The sequence below is a fragment of the Dongshaea marina genome, assembly GCF_003072645.1.
GTDB lineage: Bacteria > Pseudomonadota > Gammaproteobacteria > Enterobacterales > Aeromonadaceae > Dongshaea > Dongshaea marina.
Map to the genome: position 1 here is coordinate 881,736 of NZ_CP028897.1, position 19,694 is coordinate 901,429.

Below are 19,694 nucleotides of genomic sequence, written 5' to 3' on the forward strand. Positions count from 1 at the left end.
TTTGTGGCACTTTCCTGGGCCCTTAACTCTCTTTGACCGGTAAGGCCTCGGCCTGCGGGCTTGAGAAAATGGTCTCATTGCCCGGGGCTGCGTGGCGGGGAAGTAGCAGTGCCAGTAGCAGGGAGCCACAGGCGAGCAGGGCCGCCAGCCAGAACACCAGGTGTTCATTGTGCATCCACAGGATGCCAAAGCTCACCGGGATCACCACGGCGGCAATGTGGTTGATGCTGAAGGCGACGCCGGAGGAGCTGGCAAGTTCATCGGGAGAGGCGATGCGCTTAAAGTAACTATTCAGGGCGATCGACAGGGCGAACAGCAGGTTATCTGCGATATAGAGTGCAGCTCCCGCCATCTGATGCTCAACCAGCGCATAACCGACAAACACCAGGATTAGCCCGACATACTCAATCAGCAGTGCCGGTTTTTCACCGATCTTCCCTATGGTTTTACCTATCATAGGCGCAAAAATCATGGTGATGATGTTGTTGGCCAGAAACAGCAGGGTCAGGTGGGCTGCGGAGAAGTTAAACTTGGTGACCATCAGGAAGCTGGCAAAGACCACGAAGATCTGGCGGCGGGCACCACTGAAAAAAGTGAGCAGATAGTAGAGCCAGTAGCGCTTTCTGAGCACCAGTCCCATTTTTTGCGGATGGTTGGTCAGAAAGTGGGGAAAGCGCAGGGCGGCATAGAGACACAGTGCTATGGTTCCGAGACCACAGATCAGCATGATCTGGCGGAAACTCAGGTTGAGCCAGGTCAGCAATAGCCAGACCAGAATGAAGGTGATGATGGCAAAGGCCGAACCGGCGGATCGCAGGATCCCCTGAATATGGCTGTATTGATTGGCCTCAAATAGCTGCATTGACAGTGAGGCATTGAGGGTCTGGAAGTAGTGAAACCCGGTCGACATGATGAGTGTGGTGATGATGATGCCAAACAGGGTGGGAAAATAGCCGGTAATAGCGACACCTGCACCTAATACGGCTAAAGAGATGAGAGCCAGTCGCTGCTCACGGATCACTAATAGAACCAGGATAATTGAAAAACACAGAAATCCGGGAAGCTCTCTGAAGCTTTGCAGTAACCCCATTTGGGAGCCGTTCATCATCACCTGCTCGACGGCAAAGTTATTGAGCAGAGCCCGCCAGCTGGTAAATGACAGAGTCATGGCTGCCGCCATAATCACAAACAACCCCAGCTTGGAACGTCCGTGGAGGGCTTTGAGCCAGATTGAATTCATCAGGATAGCCTTTGGCTTTTAACAGGAAACCGGCAAGTTTAGTGCAAAATTGCCCCGAAAGCACAGACTTTTGCTGGCGGTCTCGTCGGGCGCTTTTTTCGGGAGATGGGCTGGCTGAGATTTCATCAATCAGTCATGTATCCGGGGTAAAATCCTGAGTTCGTGCGGGAGATAACAGTTTTTATGCTATAAATCCTTATCATTTCGCATCTTTTATAACGCTCGTATCGGGGAGAGTTAGCATGTTCAGACGGATGATGCTGGTTTTGGTTCTGCTTGGTTTTGGCATCACTCAGGCGATGGCGGGAAACGTGACCTATAACGTATTCCTGATCCCGGAAAAATCTGTTGATCAAACGGTAGGTAAAATCAGTCAGCAGCTTAAGAAGGAGCAGCTTAACTCCCTGTATAGCCAGGGCTATCTTCCGCATATCACCCTTTATCTTACCGAATACCCGGCCAATCATCTCGAATCGATTAAAAAGCAGGTCCAGCAACTGGCCAGTCAGTGGAAGCCTTTCGAGGTTAAACTGGATCGCATTGAGCGAACCAAGGGCGATTGGCTGATGCTCAATGTTGAGCGAAGCCGTCAATTGCAGCGGCTGGCAGACTCGGCAACTTTAGCCGTTGAGCCTCTTCGGGCTATGGATCCTACATTACCCGGGTGGGTTGCCAAGTATCCGGGAAAACTGGCGGCTTTTAAGCGTTACGGCAGCCCCAATGTATTCATCAATTTCCAGCCTCATATAACTCTCCTTCCTCAGAGCGACTCAAATAAGCTGGATCGTTTCATGCTCCGTTACGGAAATGGTTTCAAACCGCTCTCCTTCAAGGTGTTGGGGATCGGGATTGCCAAGGTGAACTCAAACGGCCAGGCCAAGCAGGATCTGGCGACCTACTACTTCAAACAATAAATCTGATTAGGGGAATACAATGAGAAAAACCAAGATGCTACTCGGTGCTTTGACTCTGGCTTTGGCAGGGGCTTCTGTGACCATGCCTGCTCAGGCTGCGGCAACAGATGCATTGAATCCTGGTGTGACAATGAATCAGCTGACCAACCGTCAACCGATCCATTGGGTTTCTGTTGAGCAGATTGCGGCCAGCCTCAAGGGTAAACCTGCGATGAATGTCGGCTTTGATATCGACGATACTCTGCTGTTTTCCAGCCCTGCATTCTTTCACGGTAAGCAGGTCTTTTCTCCCGGAAGTAATGACTACCTGAAAAACCCAAAATTTTGGGAGAAGGTTAGCAATGGCTGGGATAAGTTCTCTATTCCCAAAGAGTCAGCGCGTCAGCTGATCAAGATGCATCTTGAGCGTGGTGATCACCTCTACTTCATCACTGGCCGTCCACGTCCAGGCTCAGGCAAGGAGGATGTCACCGAGATCCTACAAAAAGATTTCAGCATCCCTGCTAAGCAGATGAGCCCGGTGATCTTCGCCGGTCCTGATCATGGTGCCAAGACCTCCTATATCAAAAATAATCACATCAAGCTTTACTATGGTGATTCCGATGGCGATATCCTGGATGCGCGTGCCGCTGGCTCCGAGGCGATTCGGGTGCTTCGCCCACTGAACTCCACCAACCACCCGATGCCACATAATGGCTCGCTGGGTGAGCGAGTGCTGGTAAACTCCCAGTACTAATCGTTAGGCTCTGTTGGCGCTGCCAACTGCAGAACCAAATCTGAAACATCAGTAGAGCCTAAGGCCGCCAGAATAGCTCCTCAATTCTCGGGGAGCTTATGGTGGCCGATTCGTTTGCTCCTTCTGTCATGCTAAACTTCCGATTACCTTTACTTTTTGGACGCTTTTCTATGGTTGATTCAGCCCGGGCTGCCTGTCGCTACTGTGAGCAGACCTCATCAGTCTATAAACATGGCAGAGGACATGCGGGTCATCCTCGCTACCGCTGCAGGGACTGTAATAAGACGTTTCAGCTCAATTATGCCTACAGGGGCAGAGAGCCGGGAGTTGAAGAGCGGACACTGGATATGCTGTTTAACGGAGCCGGGATCCGCCGGGCCAGCCGGGCAATCGGGATTTCGACCAATACAGTGCTGAATATAGCGAACAGCTCAAAAGAGACAGATTGAGCATAGGTAAAATGTGCCCCTTGTTCTCTTAATTCCCTATCTTTTATCTGTGTACTCCCTTGATAAATAAAAAAATTCCACAGATCTGATACGTTCTGTTGGAGTTTATGTTATAAGTGTTGTCCTTTATTTTTTGGGAGAAGTGGGCCGAGTGATGAGTATCTATGTCTTTAAATTGATAAGTGTTCTACTGATTCTTCTGGTCACAGTGCTGGCCGGACTCTACCCCTTTTTACGTAAGTTCCGTGAGGGCCATGGGCCGGAGTTTCCGGCGGCCGAAGCCCTGGCTTCCGGGGTATTCCTCGGGGCTGGCTTGATCCATATGCTGGGAGATGCTTCCGGTGATTTCGCGGGGCAGGGCATTGAGTATCCGGTGGCCTTTTTGCTGGCAGGTCTGATGTTTCTACTGCTTTTGTGGTTTGAGCACCTCGGGCGTGAGTATTACGAGCATGATGGCAGTCGCAGCCCGGCTTTTGCGATTTTGGCTGTGGTGTTGCTGTCGGTCCACTCGCTGCTGGCGGGTACCGCTCTGGGCTTGAGTGGCTCCTTCTCTGTGATGGTGATGATCCTCATCGCAATCTTGGCACACAAGTGGGCTGCGAGCTTTGCGTTAGCGGTACAGCTGAGTAAGAGCAGCATGTCTCTGGCAAAGGGGATTGCCTGGTTTTGCCTGTTTGCGGTGATGGTTCCCCTGGGAGTCTTAATGGGGTCTATGGTGCTCAGGCATATGGAGAGCTACCCCCTGCTGGAGCCTATTTTCAATTCACTGGCCGCCGGAACCTTCCTCTATCTTGGCACCCTGCATGGCCTCAAGCAGGCGATCATGGTGGAGAAGTGTTGCAACCTTAAGAACTTCAGCTTCGTGATCCTGGGCTTTACCCTGATGGCGGTGGTGGCGATCTGGACCTGAGCTTTGGTCCGGTGTAGCAACAGAGCTGTAGTTACACCGGACTCCTTAGGGAAATTATTTAAAGCTCTACATCCGCCATTCGGCTAGCGGTGCCCTGGGGGTGACAACCAAATCCTGATATTGATGCACTGCCCGGTGGCCAAGAGCCGCAGACTCCAGGATACAATCTTCGCATACCCTGCCACCTCCAAAAAAATCTTGCTCTTGAGCACACGCTTTGCAAAGAGGTGCCTTCCCACAAATAGCACATGAATATTTACCTGACTCATGCTGGGCTCTATCTGGTATAGGTGCGTCATTAACACATCGAGCTCCGCTGTTTAGAGGAGCCTGAGCATCATGAGCATGGGGATTTTGTTGATTCAAAGTTAATACTGAATCACGATATTCCCTTGTTAGGTTTTGGTGAGCATTCTCAACAGCTTGTGCGATATGCTTTACTCTGTGTGTATGTGCTTGATTCAGTTGTTCCGCCAATGGAGCATATTTTTTTTGAATCATCAATCGGTAAGCATTAAAGTTAAATGCATAAACTTGCATCGGGTCATTATTGATAAAAAATCGCACCACACCGCCACTACAAAAATCAGAGAAAAACTTTCTTGCGTAGGCCTTGCTTATTTTATCATGAAGGGGAGTTGCAATATGATCAGTAATTGGAACCCTGGTTATCTGACAAGTCGTTGTTTTATGACATATGGGCACCATTTGCTCAAAAAATGGCTTCTTATACCATGGCATTTCGTTGTAATCACCCAGTAACACCTGGCAGAATTTAATATTATTACATTCAGAGATATCATGATATTTTTTACTGCTAGAACCCGGAGCATTATCAAAATAATTCCCTGGAACTGGTTGATCTGCAAATATAAAGAGAGGAATATCTCTGGTGTTTGCATGCCTTTGGAGCTTCTTTGCCAGAGCGAAACAGGTGACAGCCCCCGGCTATAACCAGTCAGTATTATCTTATCAACAATGGAGTGAGTATTTGTGGGTGAAAAAAATGCTTTATTAGCTTGCAACCTGTCAAAATGAGAAATAAAAAACGAAATATTAGGGTCTTCGATATTGGAGGTATAAACTCCCCCATAAGCCTTACCAAGAGCATGACGTAAGAAGGCTTCATTATGTGGGAATCGTCCTCCCTCAAATAGATCGTATATCTTGTTACATATGACCGACAAGTTAGCAAAAGTTGTGAGTGTTGCTTTAGACAACTTGCCTCCAGTGTCCTTTTTATGGCAGCCATTGATTATTAAGAGGATTGTATTGTCATCAAGATACTTAGGCTGAATATAGTAGTTATTAGATGGAGAAACAACAGAGTTTAAAGTCATCTGCCTCTTATATGACTCCATATCTGCGTTCAATAACTCCTGATCTCTTTGCATCAAGTAATGTAAGTCAGATAATCCAAACTCATCTTCATGTTTAGCTTGTAATTTATTCGCACATCGTTCGCAGGTTCTTATATTTAAAAATTGTGGATTCTTCGGAGTGCATGTAGAACAAAAAAAACCAATGCCACAGGCCCTACAAGTATGGCGGGTTCCTTTTATCACAATTTTTTGGCAACTCTGACACCTATATTTACCTGTATTATCTCTTTGCCTATCTGGATCAACCCTATATCTGAAACTCTTGGCTGGTTCATTTATTCTATATTTAAGATCATCACCGGTTCCTGAAAAATGAATAATCACATTCATAGTTACACTCTTATCCTTTTACTGGATAACCTATATGTATGAGCAATCTTGCTCAGTTCACATATAGATTATATCCTTGTGTCTTTATTATTAAATCTGGGGGAGGATGCTATCTGTAAACTTATGAATCATCAATAGATAAGTAGCATTTATTAAATGCCCTTGTAAAAAAATCATAGAATAGACAATTACAGATATATAATTGGGTTGAATTTTATATTCAAAGTATTAAATTTATAGGAGTCAATTATTTTAAATGGGCTTCTATATAGTGGTTTTTTCATGGTAGGAAAATGACATGATCATCGAGTGATACTTAAGGGAGAGAGGGTTAGGAACTGTCTTACTTTTGCGATAGGCTGGATGAAATTTAGCTCGTCATGTTATGGCGCAGCTGGTGACTAAGATCTGAACTACCTTGAGTATGAGATGGGTTTCACAGACGATACCTTTTCATCCCATGGGGGCCACTTACAATGGAGTAGCAGGGACTGGATAATGTGAAAGCCTACTTTGATAAAGTGAAGGCATGGGCTTCGATCAATCAGATCAATGTTTATTATTACTCCATGTTGGATGGCAGGTACGGTGTGAATGGCAGCTCTCAATATAACTTTCACTTCGGTTTACTGGATAGCCTGGGCTACCAGAAGATTGTGAGTTAGAGCATGTTCTCCATAAATGGAGTCAATGCTGGAATTAACCTCTGGCTTTGCATGCTGATTCGCAGTGTCGATTATCACCCATGATAATCCTGCCGAGTTCGGCGTCCCTGCTTCTCGCTACGGTGCATTGCAATTCCGTCCTTGTTGTAGAAGGTCAGCTCAGCAAAGCAAGCACCTGTGTGCTTGCTTTTTAATGGTTTTTCAAAGGGAGCGATCTGCTTCAATTTTACCATCGCGGATCTGAATGATCCGCCGGGTGCGTTCCGCCAGGGCCACATCATGAGTAACGATGACGAAGGTGGCACCCTCTGCAGAAAGCTCCCGAAACAGGGCTTCAATTTCGGCGCCGGATTGGCTGTCCAGGGCTCCGGTCGGCTCATCAGCCAGGATCATGTGTGGGTTATTGACCAGGGCGCGGGCGATGGCGACGCGCTGTTTCTGACCCCGGAGAGTTGATTGGGCTTGTGATGCATCCGATCACCCAGGCCTACTCGCTCCAGCAGTTTTTTGGCCCGGGCAATCCTCTCCCGACGCTTGACCCCGCCATAGATGAGGGGCAGCGCCACATTATCCAGTGCCGTGGCATATTCGAGCAGGTTAAAGCTCTGGAAGATAAAGCCTATCCTCTGATTGCGGATCTTTGCCAGCTGATTGCGGGACATCTGGCTGACATCCTGCCCTTCGATATGGTAGCTCCCTACCGAGGGGCGATCCAGGCAACCCAGGATATTCATCAGGGTGGATTTACCCGAGCCGGAAGGGCCGAGGATCGCCATAAACTCACCGGCTTCTACCTGCAAACTGACATCATCGAGTGCGGTCACTGCAATTTGATCGCTGCCATAGCGCTTAGTGATATTAGACAATTCGATTAGAGGCATAAGTTGTTACTCACTTTGCAGAGCTTCCACCGGGTCGACTCTTGAGGCTTGACGTGCCGGAAGATAGGCACTGGCTAATCCGATAAGTACCAGTGACAGCAGTACGACTGTTAGTACCAATATTGATAGCATGGGATGCGGTTTCCCAAGGGCATCGTAAAGCTGGCCACCCAGGGGAGCTGGTCGACAGCCCAAACGATGGCCGATGTCATCAGGATACCTAATAGCCCGCCGCTGCAGACGGTAATCATTGCCTGTAGCAGGTAATGGAGCAGAATATGATGATCGCGAGCTCCCAGTGCCATTCGGACACCTATATCCCGGGTAGCGCGACGAACTGTCACCAGCATCACGTTTGCAATGCCGATCCCTGCGACAGCCAAAGAGATAAAGCCGATCACGCCTAAGAATACCTGAAGCCCGACTAAAAATTTGGTAATACTCTGGTGTGATTCTCTGGCATCATAACTTTGGATCTGCTGATGATCATCGATATCTAGGCCATGATGACGGAGTAAGATTTGACGAATGGTATCAACCAGCTGTTTACGATGAACGCCGGGGTTGGGGGAGATAAATAGTTCGTAAAAATGATCCTGCGGTTTCACCTCTCGGTAACTACTCAAGGGGATATAGCAACTGTAATCGGCAGGCATCCCAATACTGACCAAAGACATGCTCGATTTCAAGGCTCCAATCACCTGATAACTCAGGCCTGCAATTTTTACGCTCTGTCCGACGGCCTGGCGGCTGGGGAATAGTTGTTCAATCGCCTTATTCCCTAACACAATAACGCGCTTGGCATGCTGCTGGTCAAGAGGATCGAGAAAACGCCCCTGCTCCAGTGAAAATCCACTCATTGCTCCATAGACTGGCATTACGGCCTGGATGGAGTAGCAACCCTGCTTATCGTCCTTCCAGGCTTTTTCATCATATTGGAACATGACACTCAAAGCATGGATCTGTGGAAGTGCCTGTATTAACTTGAGATCATCCCAGTTGAATTGAAAGGGGTTCCACTACTCTTTCCTGCACTGGATTTACTGGAGGTACCACTATAGATCACGATTAGATTATCGCTTCCTTTATTGCTGCTTTGTTCAATGGATACTCGCAGTCCTTCTCCCACAGCCAGCATGAAGGTGATGGAGGTTGTAGCCCAGGCGATGGCAATAATCGTCAGGGCCAGGCGCATTTTCTCGGCGGAAAGCTCGGTGATCAGTTGGCGAAACGGGATCTGCATTCGGACCTCATTGAGTCAAAGCGATTACAGGGTCAAGCCCTGCTGCACGTCGGGCAGGATAGAAACCGGCAATGAGCCCTAGCAGGGTAATAATTCCAAGAGTGATCCAGGCTCCCTCCAAGTTAAGGGTGGGAGTTCCCAGCCAGTCTGGGAGTGGTAAGGTTGCAAGTAGTGTTATACATCCCCAGGAGATAAGGAATCCGGGAATGGCGCCCAACATGATCAGGACCAGTGCTTCTAGCTGGAATTGCCAGAGGATCTGACCTCCTTTGGCCCCGAGAGCCATTCGTAGGCCTATCTCCCTGGTCCTCTCAGCCACCGCCAAAAACATGATATTGGCCACACCGATTGCTCCCACAGATAGAGTCATGCCACCACTGAACACCAAAAATAGCTGAATGGCACGCAATAACATCAGGATAAAGTGGCCAAAGTTAGCAGGATCGGGAATAAATAGCGTGTTTTCATCTTTGGGATCAAAGTGAAGCCTGGAGCCTAATAGTTGACGAATCGATTTAATGAGAGCCGCTCTTGGAACTGAGCCATCCGGTTGAATAAACAGTTTGTCTGGCTGCTGTTGCCACAACTGGTTAAAAGTTGTTTGTGGTATAAAAAGAGCGTTATCGGAAGAGAAGCTGACATTACTCGATTGCTCAATTTGGATACCAATGATATGGAAAGGGACGCCATTTATCTTGAGTAAGCCACCTACCTTTGCTTTAGGCAGTTGCTCGGCCAGGTTTTTGCCAAGTACCACGACTCTTCGCATTTTGTGACTATCCTGGATCTGGAAAAAATGCGAGCCAGCAGAGAGTTGTATACTGTTTTGTTGTGCATAGTCATTGCCAACTCCCTGCACTGTGACTGATATGGGGGGAGCGGTCCAAGTGAGGCTGAAGCATCATTTTTACTATAGCTGGTGTCGACTTTGTGGATGCCGGCCAGCTGTCTTAGGGCGTTAACATCTGATGGTTGAAATTTGATGACCATCCGGGAGGCAGTTCCCTGCCAAGGGTACTGGTCGCTCCCGGATAGACGGTGATAGTATCGCTTAAAAAGCGCTGAAACTGGGCACTATTGGCTTGATAAAAACCTTCGCCCAGAGCCAGTAACATCACGACGGCCATGGTTCCCCACAAGATTGATACAATAGCCAATGCGCTTCGCAGCTTATGGGCACTGATACTATTGAAGCTTTGCTGAACCAGATCTCGCAGCTGCATCAATTAAGCTCTTTGCTGAGTTGAGTTAACTGGGGCAATTTCAAGGTTCCGGCTTGCTGTTGCAGAGTGCTCAGGCTAATCCAGGTATCGTAGAGCATTTTGAGCAGATCTTGTTTGTTTTTAAACAGTTTGGTGTGTGCATCATCCAGATCTGTCGCTGTGGTTCGCCCAGCCTGATAGTTACTCAGCTGATGTTTAAGCAGACTTTGAGAGTATCGAACCGTCTGTTGCTGTGATCTAAGTTGCTGGAGTTGTCCCTGGAGCAAATAGTAACTACCTTGAATTTGTTTAGTGATCTCCAATTGAGCCTTTTGAAGCTGCTGCCTGGATTTTTGCAACTCGAACTGATCCCGCGCCTTGTCATAACCGATGCTGCCATTGAGGTCGAGTGGCATGCTCAATGAGAGCCCAGCGTTTAGGTCATTAGTCTCTGTATTGCCATTGCCTCCATTTCGGGTGTAACCGGCATTGGCACTAATGGTGGGGTAATATTCGCTTTGGGTCCTGGTGAGTACAGCCTCACTAATCTTGACACTGGTTCGGGCCTGTAACAGCGAGCTACTATTGTCTTGAGCAAGACTTAGCCAGCTATCCAGTTCGGGTAGACCGACGGGTGCCAGGCTATTTCGGCTCAGCTCGGATACTGAGTTGATGGGTTGCCCGACGGTAGCGCTTAAATTCGACATGCTGATTCTGAGCTGGGCCTGAGCTTGTATGTATTGGACCTTACTACTGGATAAGCTTGTTTGTGCAGTCTCGACATCGACGATCGTTACCTCACCGGCTTGATAGCGCTCTCTGGCGATTTGTACAAAGGCTTCAGCCTGCTCCAGCTGCTGTTTTTCTATTGCAAGCTGTGCCTTATCTTGAGCTGCATGCAGATAGTCCTTAATTATGTTGAGGCGCAAGGTCTGCTGAGCATCTTGCTGTTTCAAGATACTCAGGCGGTACTCAAGTTGACTCTGGGTCAAAGCGTACCATTTGCTTAAATCAAATAGTGGTTGGCTTAGCGTGATCCCATAGTTATGGCTACTCGAGCTTGTCGCATTAAGGGATTCCCGACTATTACTTACCCCGGCACTGATATTGGTGGATGGCAGGAGCTTTGAACGCGTCCCTCCAACCTGTTGTTTGGAGATATTTTCCTCTGTGATACTGATCTGATAATCAGGGTTATGCTTCAGTGCGCTTTGATAGGTCTCAAGTAAGGTCGCGGATTGAGCCTGAAATCCTAGTAGGAGTAACAGAGCGGTCAATTGTTTGATCACGCAGGCTCTCCTGATGCTGATATCATGCTGTTATCGACAACTTTTTCTCCGAGCTTCACGCCACTAAGAATCTGGGTATGGATCCCGTCTGAGAGCCCGAGTTTAACCGGTTGTAATCTATACCCCTGCTTGCTGTCATCGGGGATCAGTACCATGGGCTTATCATCTTCAAACCGCAGCACCCGCTCCGGTACGACAGGGACATCTTTAACTGCATTCGTCACTATGGTCGCGGTTGCTGAATAGCCGGAGCGCAACTTTAGTCCTTTGGGTATGCTCAGTCGGTTGATTGTGATCTGAAAGCCATTATTAAAACTACTGTTGCCATACAAGGTATTGGTGGTCGTTGTGGTACTGGTATTGGTGAGGGCGGTCAGTTGGTTTGATTGGAGCGCCACCATATCGACGATTCCCTTAAAGGTTTTCTTGGGTAGGCGGCAACTTTCAGACTAACCTGCATGCCACTGTGCAGGTGTGCGGCATCACTCTCAGAGATGCTCCCTTTGAATTGCATCTTGCTCAGATCTGCGATGCTCAATAACACAGTTGCAGCCTGATTGGAGGTTAATGAGATCACTGGATCTCCGACTTCGGCTTCCCGGTCGATAATGGTTCCAGCAACAGGACTCATAATAGTACTGGTTAGACGGGTTTTCCCAACAGAGGCCTCGCCACTAATGAGAAGGCTCAGGCGTTGTTTGGCATTAGTCAGAGCTGCCTCAGATGTTTTCAGTGTATTTTGAGCATCGACTAAATCGTTGAAATTTTGTGGAATCACTCCATCCTTGTGGAGTTTCTTAAGGTTTTCAAGACGAACTTTCGCGGCATCCATATTACTTCGAGCCTGGCTTAGCTCTTTAATGGCATCGGAATAAGCAGTTGGTGTTGGGTTAGGACGAATTTTGATGAGAGGGGTATTTTGCTCTACCTGGTCTCCAACCTGATGGTAAATATCGGCGACGATCCCATCAATTTGTGACTTAACATCAACAACATGGTCAGGAACAATATTTCCCACCGCAGTTGCGGTCTCTTCGATGGAGCCCTTGGTGACAACTACTGTCGCAAGTGGTTTTTTCTGTGCATCCAGGTGGAATTTGTACCAGGTGATCAGGGCGACCAGCACGATAGCGACAACCAGTATAATGACCCCTTTTTTCTTCATCCTGCCCCATTCTCTATATTAGATAGTGTTAATCAGCAGCCCTGGTCAGTTTAGATTCAGAAAGGGGCCGCAATGAGAGACCCTATATATCAGGCTGCTGCTTAGCTGGCAAGAGGGGTGCGCTGCAACGGGGTGGACAGCCGGCTATGGCAATAACTACCGTATAGGGTAAAGATGCCCCATGCCAGCATCATCACAGCCAGTAACCAGTAGCTGTAATTGCTGGCACTGTTGATCGCGATGGAAAATAGAGATGCTCCCATCATCTGGATACATCCGAGTAGTGCAGAAGCTGTGCCCGCATTATGGCTAAAGGGCTCCAGGGCAAAGCTGGTCGCAGCTCCCAGCAGGGTTGCAAAACCGGCACTGGCGATGCAGACAGGCAGCATGAAGCTCAGGCAGCTGATACCCGCATGATTGATCAGAAGTTGCATGCAGACTCCGGCAAATAACAGTAATCCGGCACCTGCCTGAACACACTTTTGGCGTCCAAAATGATTGATGACAAAGGGGGCCATAAAGCTAAAGAAAATAATCCCCAGTGCATTGCTACCGACCAGCAGAGCAAATTGAACCTGGCTTAATCCAACCCGGGTGATCAGGACCCCCGGAGCCAGGGTGACATAGGTAATGATGATCGCCATGGCACCCATACAGCAGCAACTGTAAAAAGCAAACAGAGGGTTTTTCAGGATCCCCAGATAGGCACTGAAATGGTAGACCTCTTTAAACTTTGGCTGGCCAGGGCGTGTTTCAGGGAGTTTGAAGAAGACGAATGTCAGGATCAGCAGTGCATAAGCAGCCAGGGCATAAAAGTTTGAGTGCCACCCAAAGTGGCTGGCTAGCAGGCCTCCCAGCATAGGGGCGATCGCGGGAGCTATATTCAAAGCACCATTGAGCTGGCTATATAACCTGGAGCTTTGCTCTGGTGTACAGCAGTCACGAACCACAGAAAAGCAGACGATCGAGGTGCAGCAGGCTCCAAGTCCCTGAAGAGTTCTCAGTAACAACAGTCCTTCAATGGAGTGGATGAGTCCGGCACTCGCAGAGCAGATGAGATAGAGTGTGATACCTGCCAGGGCAACTTTGCGGCGTCCAAAATAATCGGCTAGAGGACCGATCAGTATCTGTCCTAACCCCAGACTGAAAACGAAAAGATTGATGGTATAGGTCACAGCCTGTGGCGATGCCCCAAAGTAGTCCCCAATCTGCGGCATGGAGGGGATATAGATATCGATCCCCATCGGGCTAAAGAGCACTAGTGAGATCAGGATTGCGATCAGGCTGGAGGAGACGTTTTTAGAAATGGGAACCATAGTAAAGCCTCTTGAAGGTTTGGTGAGGGAAGTGCCCTGACCTTTAGCTACATCGGATCCCTGATCTGTATTGTTTGGGTGATTTTCACCCTGCCTTTTAGGCTCTGTTGACGTTTCCAATTTTGAATCTGTTGCCCCTGAAAATGATCTGTTCACGACGCGAATCATGAGGTTTAGTTGCTCTAAATGAGTGATGAGCAACAATGAACAGGGCTTTTTCAGGCGCAACCCGAAGGGCAGTGGCCCTTTTCCCTCCCAGCAGCGTTATCAGATGTTCATGTAGAGCGACTACACCACACATCTTCTGCCTTGCTGGATGAAAAAATTGCCAACTGCAGAGCCAAATCTGAAACGTCAACAGAGCCTAGAGGGGAGGGATTCTAGAGGGAATGCCTGACAGAGGCTATCAGGCATTTGCCTCAATTATCCATGGTTGGTTCTTATCTGAGATCGGTCGCCAAGGCAGAGGTGGTTTGTTGGCGGGTATGCCGGAACACTCCGTAGCCTGTCAGGGCTCCCCAAAACAGCATCATGGCCGCCAATAGCCAGTAGGAGTATAGGGTCGCGCTGTTGATCGCCATCGAAAAAAGCGAAGCCCCCATCATCTGAATACATCCGAGCAGTGCCGAAGCCGTCCCGGCATTGTGGGCAAAGGGCTCCAGAGCAAAGCTGGTGGCGGCTCCCAGCAGGATGGCGAATCCTGCGCAGGCGATATAGACCGGCAGCATAAAGCTGATGGTATTGATCCCTGTGACCATAGCATCAGCCCCATCAGGACTCCGGCCAGCAGCATCAGCAGGGCGCCCAGCATGATGCTGTTATGTCGGCCAAGGCGTCCGATAAGTGAGGGGTGATAAAACTAAACAGCATCACATTCAGGGCATTGCTGCCAAACAGCAGCGCAAACTGGACCTGACTCATTCCCTGCTTCACGATCAATACGCCCGGAGCCAGGGTGACATAGGTGAGAACGATGGCCATGGCGCCCATACAGCTGCAGCTATAAAAGAGAAAGACAGGATTTTTCACAACTCCCCAGTAGGAAGAGAGGTGATAGACCTCTTTCAGGCTCGGCTTCCCGGGCCGGGTCTCCGGAAGTTTAAAAAATACAAACAGAAGAATGAAAAATGCGTACAGAGCCAGAAAGTAGAAATTAGACTGCCATCCCAGGTGAGAGGCTAATAGGCCCCCGAGCATTGGAGCCAGTGCCGGAGCAACACTTAGTGCTCCATTGATCTGGCTGTAAAGTTTGGAGCTTTGCTCTGCACTGCAAGTGTCTCGCACCACAGAGTAGCAGACGATGGAGGTACAGCAGGCCGCGATGCCCTGCAGGGTCCTCAATAACAAAAGCATCTCAATGGAGTGAGCCCATCCTGCGCTGGCAGAGCATAGTAGATAGAGGCAGATCCCAGCCAGAGCTACTTTGCGACGACCAAAATAATCGGCCAGAGGGCCAATCAGAATCTGCCCGAGTCCCATGCTAAACACAAACAGGTTGATGGTGTAAGTGACGGTCGCAGCCGGACTATTAAAGTAGTGACTGATCTCGGGCAGGGAGGGAACATAAATATCGATTCCCAGCGGACTGAACAGGATCAATGCAATCAACAAAGAGATAAAAGAGAAAGTGATTCGTTGGGCTGAGGCTGGCATTTTTTTACTGCTATCGCTATCTGTGTTGTGAATTTCACAGAGGTGAGTTTCGATTGATTCTATCAGCACCGATCTTTTTTGCATAGGAGACTTAGCCTCCTCTGGTAAGGGATCCCCATTTAACTACTACCCAGTTGTAAACTTGCATCTATTATTAACAGTGAGTCCTTTGATCTGATTAAGGAGAATCAAATGAAGGGTTTAGTGAAAACATGGATTGCCTTGGCTGCCGGTTTGCTATTTAGTGGCATGGCTCAGGCCGCCGACTTTTCAAAGCTTACTTATATGACAGAGAACTATCCACCTTATAACTTCTCTGCAAAAGGGGTCATTCAGGGAATTTCGGTTGATCTGTTGTTGGCTATGGGTAAGCAGGCAGGAGTCCCCTTAAAGCTTAATATGATCAAGCTGTACCCCTGGGCGCGAGCTTATAACCAGACACTGAAGGGTCCAAATATGGTGCTGTTTGCAACCACTCGCACCAAGGCCAGAGAGGCATTGTTTAAGTGGGTTGGGCCGATTGCCAATACGGATACTGTACTGCTGGCGAAAAAAGGCAGTGGGATCAGCATTAGTAGTCCCGCCGATATGAAAAAGTACACCATAGGTGTGGTGAAAGATGATGTGGGTGAGCAGCTGGTTAAGGCTGCCGGTGTACCTGCGGGTAAGATCAAGAGTTCTTCCAAGCCAACTCAGGTTGCTCAAAAGCTTGCGAAGGGCGGGTTCAGCTTTTTGCCTATGAGCAAAATAGCGCGAACATGATCCTTAAAGAGCTGAAAATTGATACCTCGGGTTATGAAGCGGTTTATACCCTGAATAAGGGCGAGCTGTTTTATGCGCTGAGTAAAGATGTTTCAGACGATATGGTTCAGAGTATGCAAAAGGCGCTGGATGGTGTGAAATCCTCCGGTGGTTATGAGAAGATTATGGCCAGCTATCGTTAACTCATATCGATCTGCTTGAGAGCCGCCGCAATGGCGGCTCTTTTATGAACAGGCCAAAATATATTTAAGTCGGTGGCTATCTCACCATCCAGCCCTTGTGCTAAAACCCCATTTCACTCAGCCATAGAAAGAGGCTTCTTTTCCATAGTAGATAAAGCTTCTTTACTGGTGCTACCCGCTCTCTTAAATGGCTTGTGTCATCTATGATTTTAGTTATCAGAGACCAGCTTGGAATGGGGATGCAGCGGGCTTTTCTTGGTTTGTTAATGCTATGGATGAGCTGTCCGGTATGGATGGTTTATGGGCAGGCTCAGGCTTTTAACCAGTTACAGCTTTTAACCGAGCACTATCCGCCGGAGAACTACCTGCAGGAGGGGAATCTCAGGGGGCGGCTGTCGAGCTGCTATTGGCGGCCGCAAAACAAGCCGGATTAAAACTTTCCACCTCACAGATCAAGGTCACCAGCTGGGCCAGAGCCTATCGCCAGGCGTTACAAACAAAAGATACCCTGGTTTTTTCGACCCTCAGGACTCCGGAGCGTGAATCCCTGTTTAAGTGGGCGGGTCCCATAGGCCGCTCCTCACCCATGGTGCTACTGGCCAGAAAGGAGCGGCGGCTGCGTATCAATTCTGCCGAGGAGCTCAGGAGCTACAAAATCGGAGTGATCCGCGATGATCAGTCGGAGCAGTTACTCCGGGATGAGGGAGTGACCCAACTGCATATTTTGGAGGCCCATGATCCCAGGATGCTGGTCCGTCAATTACAGCGGGGGCGCATCGATCTTTGGGCCTATGAGCTAGTCTCAATCGACTGGATTCTCAAAGGGATGGAGGAAGATCGCTCCCGGTTTGAGGTGGTCTATGAGTGGCCGGCGGGGATCCTATTCTATGCTCTGAATAAGCAGACCTCTGATTCTGTGGTGACTCAACTGCAAACCGCGATCGATGAGGTAAAGCGCAGTGGACGATATGAGCAGATCCTCAAGCGATACCAGATTGAGGGATTGAACCGAGAGAAGAGAGGAGTATGGAGTGAGAACTCAGCTGCTTTGGTTGTTTATATTGTTATCGATAGTAACCTGGCAACGGGCGCAGGCCAGTCTCCCCATCGGAGCCATGGTGTCAGCTCATCAGTCCTCAGATCCCTGGGGGAGTTGCAGTTTATTACCGAGAACTATCCCCCTATAACTTCCGTCAACAGGGAAAGCTCAAAGGGATTTCGGTCGAGATCCTTCTGGCTGCTGCAAAACATGCTAAGTCGAAACTCACTCGGACGGATATCAAGCTTTTTGGCTGGCCCAGGGGTTATCGAATGGCGCTGAATATTCCGAATGTGGTACTGTTTTCGACGGCACGCTCCGCAAACCGGGAAGCTCTGTTTCACTGGGTTGGCCCGATTATCAAGGCCCCAACCATGCTGATTGCCCGCCGAGATCGGCAAATTAAGATCAAGGATACCAAGGATCTGTTTGGCTACCGCATTGGTGTGCTGCGAGAAGATATAGGCGAACAACATTTAAGGGAGCTTGGGATATCTCCCTCGGAGATGTTCAGTACCCATGAGCCATTGTTGCTGGCAAAACAGCTTGAGAAAGGAAAAATCGATCTGTGGGCCTATGAGCAATACAGTGCCAACTATGTGTTTCGTAAGCTCCATTTAGACTCATCTCAATTTGAGGCGGTCTACTCCCTGGGCGATGACACCCTCTACTTTGCGGTGAGCCGGGAACGGCTGCTGATCTGGTGCAGAGCCTGCAGCGCGCCCTTGATGAAACCAAAATATCCGGTGATTTTCAAAGGATCCTCAAGCGATATGAGTGAACCGGGCAAACTCATTTAGCGGCTATCGGATGTGGCTTAAAGCGGGTCGATTTTGAGCAGCGCGGAGAACTGTTGATAAATTTGCTCGGGGGAGGCACTGGCAGACTTTGTTGCAGATGTTCAAGCAGCAGGGGAGTGAGTAGGGAGGAGAGAAGCAGATAGCAAGCCTGATTAACCTCAGAGGGAGTTGAACTGGTAAACGTTCGACATTTTTCCAGAAGAGCCTGGCTCAATGGATAACCAGCTGCTGTTTTATATAAAGTTTCAGTGGTGAGAAGCCGGGACGAAGCAGTTCATTGGCCAATAGCTGGCTGCGATCCTGCTCTGTGAGTAACTGAGCACGTAGTCTGCAAAAGCACTCCCAAAATACTTTGACAGACTCACTGCTGGATAACCTTTGGATCTCCTGTTGCAGTGGTGTGCAGATGATCTCCAAAGCTGCAAGGCATAGCCCCTGTTTGTCCTGAAAATAGTAGCGAATCATCGCCGTGGTGGTGTCTGCCCTATTGGCTATCTTACGGGTGGTCAATTCGGCAAACCCCTGCTCCAGGGCCAGCTGACAAGCTGCATTGAGCAGATCATCTCTCGGGGTTATCTGATCTTGTCGCGGGCGACCGGTTGATCTAGGCATCCCTGACTCCCTGGTGACTTCTAAACTAAGTGTGGTAACAAAGTGATGGAATGTGAATTATTTCCAGTTCAAAGAGCCCAGGTTAAATACTGAACACCAGGTTTCCTTAAATTGACAGGCATGACTCGATTTCTAAAGAGTTAAGCTAAAAATTACCTTTTGAGCTATTTCATTCCCCTATGGCATTGGGTACTATGCGCCGCTCGAATCATTGAAATTGACCAACACAGGTGCAGAGTTATGCCTGTCAATACTGTGCTGGGGTTGTTTGCTCGTTCTCCAATTAAACCCCTTGAAAAGCACATCAGTAAAGTTGAAGAGTGTTGTGAATTATTGATTCCATTTTTTGTCGCAGCTCAGGCAAAAAACTGGGAGCAGGCCGAGCAGCTACGCCTGCAAATTTCGGAGCTGGAAAAACAGGCGGATCACCTCAAGCGAGAGTTACGACTCAAGTTGCCCCGGGGCTTGTTTATGCCGGTGGAGCGGGGAGATATGCTGGAGCTGCTGACCCAGCAAGATAAGATCGCCAATAAGGCGAAGGATATTGCCGGACGAGTCGTTGGCAGACACCTGCTGATCCCTGAAGTGATGGCGAGTCATTTCAGCCGTTATCTACGTCGTTGTCTGGATGCGACCGCCCAGGCCTGCCGGGTGATCAACGAGCTTGATAGCTTGTTGGAGACCGGATTTTTAGGTCGTGAAATGGAGCTGGTGACAGGTATGATCGATGAGTTGGATCGTATTGAGGATGACACAGATCTTCTTCAGGCCCAGCTTTGCCAACAGCTTCATCAGATTGAAAGCGATCTAAATCCTATTGATGTCATGTTTCTGTATCGGATCCTGGAGTGGGTTGGCGATCTTGCTGATCAGGCGTTGCGCGTTGGTGTACGTCTTGAACTCATGATTGGACGCTCATAGCCT

Annotated in this window: 26 protein-coding genes and 1 pseudogene; 11 read left to right on the top strand and 16 right to left on the bottom strand. The window is 48.8% G+C overall.

Going from position 1 to position 19,694, the window contains the following annotated elements; all coding sequences use genetic code 11:
- Positions 1-22: 22 nt before the first annotated feature.
- The gene (locus DB847_RS04335; RefSeq protein WP_108649608.1) at positions 23-1,240 is read right to left on the bottom strand and encodes an MFS transporter; all 1,218 of its coding nucleotides are present in this window, start codon (positions 1,238-1,240) and stop codon (positions 23-25) included.
- A 242-nt stretch (positions 1,241-1,482) separates the two neighbouring features.
- On the opposite strand from DB847_RS04335, the gene DB847_RS04340 reads away from it, so the two are divergent.
- From DB847_RS04340 to DB847_RS04355, 4 genes are all read left to right on the top strand, one after another.
- Entirely contained in the window at positions 1,483-2,154 is a 672-nt protein-coding gene (locus DB847_RS04340; RefSeq protein ID WP_108649609.1) for a 2'-5' RNA ligase family protein, read from the top strand.
- A gap of 19 nt (positions 2,155-2,173) precedes the next feature.
- Positions 2,174-2,890 carry an acid phosphatase AphA gene (gene aphA, locus DB847_RS04345; RefSeq protein ID WP_108649610.1) on the top strand — a complete coding sequence of 239 codons (717 nt, stop codon included), beginning with the start codon at positions 2,174-2,176 and terminating at the stop codon, positions 2,888-2,890.
- Between the two features lie 170 nt (positions 2,891-3,060).
- Positions 3,061-3,339: an IS1-like element transposase gene (locus tag DB847_RS04350; RefSeq protein WP_159084829.1), complete on the top strand. Its 279-nt coding sequence runs from the start codon at positions 3,061-3,063 to the stop codon at positions 3,337-3,339.
- A 154-nt stretch (positions 3,340-3,493) separates the two neighbouring features.
- Entirely contained in the window at positions 3,494-4,249 is a 756-nt protein-coding gene (locus tag DB847_RS04355; RefSeq protein ID WP_108649612.1) for a ZIP family metal transporter, read from the top strand.
- A 66-nt stretch (positions 4,250-4,315) separates the two neighbouring features.
- On the opposite strand, the gene DB847_RS24225 is transcribed toward DB847_RS04355, so the two are convergent.
- Positions 4,316-4,990 carry a hypothetical protein gene (locus DB847_RS24225; protein ID WP_159084396.1) on the bottom strand — a complete coding sequence of 225 codons (675 nt, stop codon included), beginning with the start codon at positions 4,988-4,990 and terminating at the stop codon, positions 4,316-4,318.
- Positions 4,918-5,961: an FYVE zinc finger domain-containing protein gene (locus tag DB847_RS04365; protein WP_159084397.1), complete on the bottom strand. Its 1,044-nt coding sequence runs from the start codon at positions 5,959-5,961 to the stop codon at positions 4,918-4,920. The genes DB847_RS24225 and DB847_RS04365 overlap by 73 nt, the downstream gene beginning before the upstream one ends.
- Before the next feature lie 500 nt (positions 5,962-6,461).
- Here DB847_RS04365 and DB847_RS24230 point away from each other — a divergent pair, with 500 nt between their 5' ends.
- A complete protein-coding gene (locus DB847_RS24230; RefSeq protein ID WP_159084398.1) occupies positions 6,462-6,626 on the top strand; it encodes a hypothetical protein in 165 nt (54 codons plus the stop codon).
- A gap of 201 nt (positions 6,627-6,827) precedes the next feature.
- Here DB847_RS24230 and DB847_RS25380 read toward each other — a convergent pair whose 3' ends face one another.
- From DB847_RS25380 to DB847_RS04420, 12 genes and pseudogenes are all read right to left on the bottom strand, one after another.
- Positions 6,828-7,019 (bottom strand): hypothetical protein, encoded by a 192-nt coding sequence (locus DB847_RS25380; RefSeq protein WP_234418513.1) that lies wholly within the window; start codon positions 7,017-7,019, stop codon positions 6,828-6,830.
- Positions 7,020-7,055: 36 nt separating this feature from the next.
- Positions 7,056-7,507: pseudogene (locus tag DB847_RS04370) on the bottom strand (ABC transporter ATP-binding protein); the annotation flags it as partial.
- A gap of 110 nt (positions 7,508-7,617) precedes the next feature.
- Positions 7,618-8,460, bottom strand: a complete 843-nt coding sequence (locus tag DB847_RS04375) for an ABC transporter permease (RefSeq protein WP_325049143.1) — start codon at positions 8,458-8,460, stop codon at positions 7,618-7,620.
- Positions 8,461-8,486: 26 nt separating this feature from the next.
- On the bottom strand, positions 8,487-8,750 hold the full coding sequence (locus tag DB847_RS04380) for an ABC transporter permease (RefSeq protein ID WP_108649616.1): 264 nt from the start codon (positions 8,748-8,750) through the stop codon (positions 8,487-8,489).
- Between the two features lie 7 nt (positions 8,751-8,757).
- Positions 8,758-9,609 carry an ABC transporter permease gene (locus DB847_RS25930; RefSeq protein ID WP_108649617.1) on the bottom strand — a complete coding sequence of 284 codons (852 nt, stop codon included), beginning with the start codon at positions 9,607-9,609 and terminating at the stop codon, positions 8,758-8,760.
- 91 nt (positions 9,610-9,700) lie between these two features.
- Positions 9,701-9,973, bottom strand: a complete 273-nt coding sequence (locus DB847_RS25935; RefSeq protein WP_108649618.1) for an ABC transporter permease — start codon at positions 9,971-9,973, stop codon at positions 9,701-9,703.
- On the bottom strand, positions 9,973-11,241 hold the full coding sequence (locus DB847_RS04395) for a TolC family protein (RefSeq protein WP_108649619.1): 1,269 nt from the start codon (positions 11,239-11,241) through the stop codon (positions 9,973-9,975). Before DB847_RS04395 ends, DB847_RS25935 begins: the two co-directional genes overlap by 1 nt.
- A complete protein-coding gene (locus DB847_RS04400; RefSeq protein ID WP_108649620.1) occupies positions 11,238-11,642 on the bottom strand; it encodes an efflux RND transporter periplasmic adaptor subunit in 405 nt (134 codons plus the stop codon). The genes DB847_RS04395 and DB847_RS04400 overlap by 4 nt, the downstream gene beginning before the upstream one ends.
- Entirely contained in the window at positions 11,615-12,406 is a 792-nt protein-coding gene (locus DB847_RS04405) for an efflux RND transporter periplasmic adaptor subunit (protein WP_108649621.1), read from the bottom strand. The genes DB847_RS04400 and DB847_RS04405 overlap by 28 nt, the downstream gene beginning before the upstream one ends.
- Before the next feature lie 101 nt (positions 12,407-12,507).
- Positions 12,508-13,722, bottom strand: a complete 1,215-nt coding sequence (locus DB847_RS04410; RefSeq protein WP_159084399.1) for a multidrug effflux MFS transporter — start codon at positions 13,720-13,722, stop codon at positions 12,508-12,510.
- Between the two features lie 440 nt (positions 13,723-14,162).
- A complete protein-coding gene (locus DB847_RS04415) occupies positions 14,163-14,480 on the bottom strand; it encodes an MFS transporter (protein ID WP_108649623.1) in 318 nt (105 codons plus the stop codon).
- A 34-nt stretch (positions 14,481-14,514) separates the two neighbouring features.
- On the bottom strand, positions 14,515-15,459 hold the full coding sequence (locus tag DB847_RS04420; protein ID WP_108649624.1) for a multidrug effflux MFS transporter: 945 nt from the start codon (positions 15,457-15,459) through the stop codon (positions 14,515-14,517).
- Positions 15,460-15,567: 108 nt separating this feature from the next.
- Here DB847_RS04420 and DB847_RS04425 point away from each other — a divergent pair, with 108 nt between their 5' ends.
- The 5 genes from DB847_RS04425 to DB847_RS04445 all read left to right on the top strand — a co-directional run bounded on the left by DB847_RS04425 (position 15,568) and on the right by DB847_RS04445 (position 18,158).
- Complete coding sequence (locus DB847_RS04425; protein ID WP_108649625.1) at positions 15,568-16,137, top strand: substrate-binding periplasmic protein; 570 nt, start codon at positions 15,568-15,570, stop codon at positions 16,135-16,137.
- Positions 16,134-16,319: a hypothetical protein gene (locus DB847_RS04430; RefSeq protein ID WP_108649626.1), complete on the top strand. Its 186-nt coding sequence runs from the start codon at positions 16,134-16,136 to the stop codon at positions 16,317-16,319. Before DB847_RS04425 ends, DB847_RS04430 begins: the two co-directional genes overlap by 4 nt.
- Before the next feature lie 203 nt (positions 16,320-16,522).
- Complete coding sequence (locus DB847_RS04435) at positions 16,523-16,753, top strand: hypothetical protein (RefSeq protein WP_159084400.1); 231 nt, start codon at positions 16,523-16,525, stop codon at positions 16,751-16,753.
- Positions 16,726-17,640, top strand: a complete 915-nt coding sequence (locus DB847_RS04440; RefSeq protein WP_108649628.1) for a substrate-binding periplasmic protein — start codon at positions 16,726-16,728, stop codon at positions 17,638-17,640. Before DB847_RS04435 ends, DB847_RS04440 begins: the two co-directional genes overlap by 28 nt.
- On the top strand, positions 17,631-18,158 hold the full coding sequence (locus DB847_RS04445) for a substrate-binding periplasmic protein (RefSeq protein ID WP_199911723.1): 528 nt from the start codon (positions 17,631-17,633) through the stop codon (positions 18,156-18,158). Before DB847_RS04440 ends, DB847_RS04445 begins: the two co-directional genes overlap by 10 nt.
- A gap of 210 nt (positions 18,159-18,368) precedes the next feature.
- On the opposite strand, the gene DB847_RS04455 is transcribed toward DB847_RS04445, so the two are convergent.
- Positions 18,369-18,770, bottom strand: coding sequence for a TetR/AcrR family transcriptional regulator (locus DB847_RS04455; RefSeq protein WP_108649631.1), 402 nt, complete (start codon positions 18,768-18,770; stop codon positions 18,369-18,371).
- A 240-nt stretch (positions 18,771-19,010) separates the two neighbouring features.
- Here DB847_RS04455 and DB847_RS04460 point away from each other — a divergent pair, with 240 nt between their 5' ends.
- The gene (locus tag DB847_RS04460) at positions 19,011-19,691 is read left to right on the top strand and encodes a TIGR00153 family protein (protein WP_108649632.1); all 681 of its coding nucleotides are present in this window, start codon (positions 19,011-19,013) and stop codon (positions 19,689-19,691) included.
- Positions 19,692-19,694 lie beyond the last annotated feature (3 nt).